Origin of the sequence: Clostridium sp., from assembly GCF_032552055.1 — a bacterium.
In the GTDB taxonomy this organism is placed as follows: Bacteria; Bacillota; Clostridia; order Clostridiales; family Clostridiaceae; genus Clostridium.
Window position 1 is genome coordinate 1 of sequence record NZ_JAWGSV010000245.1, and the last position, 4,725, is coordinate 4,725.

At 26.8% G+C, this 4,725-nt stretch carries 4 protein-coding genes; all 4 read right to left on the minus strand.

The window, feature by feature from the left end:
• Positions 1–83: 83 nt before the first annotated feature.
• The 4 genes from E6248_RS13350 to E6248_RS13365 all read right to left on the minus strand — a co-directional run bounded on the left by E6248_RS13350 (position 84) and on the right by E6248_RS13365 (position 4,671).
• Complete coding sequence (locus E6248_RS13350; RefSeq protein ID WP_316341283.1) at positions 84–710, minus strand: CoA pyrophosphatase; 627 nt, start codon at positions 708–710, stop codon at positions 84–86.
• Positions 711–867: 157 nt separating this feature from the next.
• Positions 868–1,095: a TIGR04540 family protein gene (locus E6248_RS13355; RefSeq protein WP_316341284.1), complete on the minus strand. Its 228-nt coding sequence runs from the start codon at positions 1,093–1,095 to the stop codon at positions 868–870.
• Between the two features lie 71 nt (positions 1,096–1,166).
• The gene (locus E6248_RS13360; protein WP_316341285.1) at positions 1,167–2,942 is read right to left on the minus strand and encodes an ABC transporter ATP-binding protein; all 1,776 of its coding nucleotides are present in this window, start codon (positions 2,940–2,942) and stop codon (positions 1,167–1,169) included.
• Between the two features lies 1 nt (position 2,943).
• Positions 2,944–4,671 (minus strand): ABC transporter ATP-binding protein, encoded by a 1,728-nt coding sequence (locus E6248_RS13365; protein ID WP_316341286.1) that lies wholly within the window; start codon positions 4,669–4,671, stop codon positions 2,944–2,946.
• Between the last annotated feature and the right edge of the window lie 54 nt (positions 4,672–4,725).

Sequence of the window (4,725 nt, forward strand, 5' to 3'; positions counted from 1 at the left end):
AAAAAGGCCTCTGCATATACAGAGGCCTTTATATATTTTATTTAGTAATTTATAATAAATAATACACTATAATTAAATTTATTCTAGAATACAACGTTCTTATCCTTTAAATCATTTATAAAATCATTTAACATAATAGCTGTGATTCCCCAAATATTATAATCATTATATTTATAAAATAGCGATTTATATAATCCATTTTTAAACTTATAATTTTTCCCACCATTTATTCTTTCATATGGAAAGTCTTCATTTCTTTTCACTACCATTTCACTATTAATTATTAATGGTTCGTTATCTATAAAATATTCTAATGGCACAAAAAAGATATGATCTACTTCATCTCTACTAATTTTTATCTTAGTAATATCCTTTATGTATCCTAAATAAGGGTGTATTAGCATATTATAATGAGTTGTTAATATATTTAGTGGTGCAACAATTTCAAAATCACATTTATTTAATCCAATTTCTTCATAAGTTTCCCTAATAGCTGCTTCCTTTGGATCTTCACCCTCTTCTATTTTTCCTCCTGGAAATGAAATATCACCAGGTTGGCTTCTCATCTTTTTTGATCTCATTTGAAATAAAACATTAATCTCACCATCAATCTCTGCAAGAAAAATAATTACAGAAGCTCGCTTCATATCTTTCCATCCATTAATATAGGCTGAATTATTTCTGTATTTATCTATTATATTATTTAGCATATATACCTCGTATAATAAAGCATAGTTATCTCTAAAAATTATTATTATAAATTACTATTAATGTTATACTTAGTAATTCTTAAATAATAACTTTATAATTACTATTTATAATTAATTGCATTATAGAAGGGGTGCCTTAGCCACCCCCATATTTATTTTATTCTTTTACTATTTTATCTATTATTTCAACCCTATCATCACCTAAATAAGGATATAGTTTTAAAGAAATATTTCCATCTTTATAAACTCTTTCCCCATTAGCCTCAACTATCTTTTTAATCTTTGTTTCCATTTCTTCATAGCTAATTAAAAATTCTAAATAATTATCTACAATGTCCTTTAAACAAGTTGCAAGTTCCTTAGGGTTTCTATATACTGCTCTCATCTCTTTCTCCTTATGTTTTAAAATAATTACAAGATTATTATAATTGGAAAATGAAGTTTTGACTAGTATATTTAAGCACCTTTATTTAAAAAACTATATTGTGCTTTATATAGTTCATAATAATACCCCTTTAAGTTTAAAAGTTCTTCATGAGTACCTGTCTCTGTGATTTTTCCATTATCAATTACTATTATTTTATCACAGTCTCTAATAGTAGATAATCTATGTGCAATTACAAAGGAGGTTCTATTAGATAATAGCTTTTCAATACCTTTTTGTACTATAATTTCTGTTTGAGTATCAATATTCGATGTAGCTTCATCTAATATAAGAATTCTAGGATTTGCTAGTAATGCTCTTGCAAAGGATAATAATTGTCTTTGTCCTAATGAAAGCCTAGTACCTCTTTCATTTACCATAGTATCATATCCATTTTCCAAAGACATAATAAAGTCATGTGCATTAACTGCTTTTGCAGCCTCAATTATTTCCTCATCTGTAGCATCTAGTTTTCCATATCTTATATTTTCTTTAATGCTTGTTGAGAATAAGAATGTGTCTTGTAGCATTATCCCCATTTGACTTCTTATAGATTCCAAGTTATAGTCCAACACATTTTTATTATCAATTAATATTTCACCACTTGTAGGATTATAGAATCTGCTAATTAATGAAACTATAGTAGTTTTTCCTGCTCCAGTTTCTCCTACTAATGCTATCTTTTCGCCCTTTTCTATTTTAAAGTTTACATCTTTAAGAACTAAATCTTTTTCTTCTTCACTATATGAAAAAGATACATTTTTAAATTCTACTTCACCTTTAATTTCACCAATATTATCTTTATCTAAGTCATCCTTGATAAATGGTTCTATATCTAAGATTTCAAAAATTCTATCAGCTGCAGAAAGATTTGTAATAAGAGTATTATAAAAATTAGATAGGTTCATAATAGGTCTCCAAAACATTCCTATATACATTGAAAATGCTAATAATGTACCTATTTCTAAATCTCCACTTCTGATTAGCGTATAACCTAAATAAAAGACTATAATAGTTCCTAGTCCCCAAGACAGCTCAACTATCGGCCAAATAAAATCATTAACTTTAACTGCATTTATAAAGCTCTTTAAATGATCCCACACAAGCAGCTTAAATTTGTCATCAGTATCATTTTCTTTTGCATATGATTGAACTACCTTTATTCCAGATATATCTTCGTGAGTATATCCATTTAAAATAGATCTTTTGCTTCTATATTCAGCCCATTTTTTTCTTGAACTCACTTCTATCATAAACATTCCAATACCTAACACTGGTAATAGAAGTATACAAGCTATAGCAAGTTTAAAATCTAATATTATCATAAAAATAATTACAGAAATTAAACTCACTACTTCTGGAATTAATGATTGAATACTTTGGTCAAAAAGATTTTTTAATGAATTTACATCCCCCATAACTCTAGCTAATATTTTTCCTACGGGCCTTCTATCAAAAAAATTGAAAGGCAACTTTTGAATATGCTTGTAGAGTTCCATTCTAATATTAACTAAAATACTATTTGTTACATAACTTATTATCTTCCATTTAATTTTTGAGAATATTAAGGTAAATATATTGACAACTACTAAAAAGAGCCCTATATATACTAATCCTTTTATATCTTTGTTCTTTATATTATTGTCTATAGCTATTTTCATTAAATAAGGATTTAAATTATTAGAAATAGTTATAAGTCCCATAAGTATTATGGATATTACTGATTCTTTTTTATAATCCTTTAAATAAGAAAATAGCCTAAATACTATTTCTTTTTTACTTCTAATATGTTCCTTTTCCTTAGGCATATTATATAACCTCCAAATTATTAAAATCCTTAAATTGCTCCTTATATACATTATAGTAATGTTTTTTCTTTTCAATTAACTCATTATGAGTACCTTTTTCAACTATTTCTCCATTTTTCATAAATACTATTAAGTCAGCATTTTTCACTGCTGAAATTCTATGAGCTACTAATATAGTAGTTTTACCCTTCTTTATTTCATTTAAGTTCTTTAATAACTCATGCTCTGTTTCCATATCTAATGCTGAAGTTGAATCATCTAAAATAAGTATAGGTGCATTTCTTATTATTGCTCTTGCTATTGAAATTCTTTGTTTTTGTCCACCAGAAAGTCCAACACCCCTCTCACCTATTTCAGTGTTAAATCCATCTTGAAGCTCCTCAATGAATTCTAAAGCACAAGATTTATCAGCTCCACTAATAATATCATCTACAGTAGCATCTACTTTTCCAAATTTGAGATTGTTTACTACTGAATCAGAGAATAAAAAAGTGTCTTGTTGAACAACTGACATATTTTTTCTTAGTGTATTTAAGTTTATATCTTTAACATCTACTTCATCAATTTTTATATCTCCAGTAGTAGCATCATAATATCTTCCTATTAAGGACAGAAGTGTACTTTTTCCTGAACCTGTTTGTCCCATTATAGCTACTGTAGAACCTGCTCTAATATTTAAGTTAATATTTCTTAAAACTAATTCATCATCATATTTAAAGCTTACATTACTAAATTCAATATCTCCTTCTATAGCATTAAGTTCTCTACCACTATTCGAGTTAATTTTAGTAAATCTATCAAAAATATTATTTATCTTCATGGTAGATGCTTTATTCTTAGAAAGAACGTCCATTAGCCACCCTATTTGTCTCATTGGCCATATTAAATTTCCTATATAACCTGAAAATGCTACAAGAGTACCAATAGTTATTTCATCAATTAAAACAAAATATCCTCCTACTATTATCATAGCAATAAGAGTAATGTTAGCTAAAAATTCAATTACAGGAAAACTTTTTGATATAGTTTTAGCTTGTTCTAAATTTAACTTGTAATATTGCTTATTTAAAGAGAAAAACCTTTCTATTTCATATTTTTCTCTACTAAAGGCCTTAACTAATCTAACACCAGAAATATTTTCTTGAGCACGGGTATTAATTTCTGCTGTCTTATCGCTTATCTCCTCATATCCATCATTTAACTTACTTTCCAATTTGTAAGCTAAAATCCCTATTGGAGACAAAATAAGCAAGCATATCACTGTTAGTTTCCAATTTAAATAAAATAAAATAACAGTACTAAATGAAAAATATAGTATATTTTCTACAAACATCCTAAGACCATATGATATTGTTTGCCATATATTTTCTATATCTTCTCCTATTCTAGACATTAATTCACCAGTATTAGTCTTGTCAAAGTAATCAAATTCAAAGCTTTGTATATGAGAAAATAATTCTGTTCTTATATTATAGTGAACCTTTGCACTAATATAATCATATAAAAATTCCTTTCCGTATCCAAAAATTGCTTTTAACAAAGTCACTATTAAAAATCCTAATAAAATTGATGGTATAATTGCATATTCCTGATTTATTATTCCTCTATCAACTATAATTTTTTGTAGCATTGGAGTTACTTGGTCAATTAGTATAATAAAAACCATAGCCATTGTCCCTATTATAAGTAGCCATTTTTCTTTTAATAAGTATTTTAGTATTCTTCTCACTATTATTCCCACCTTTCTCTAGTAATACCATTTAATGCTATTATAATATTATAC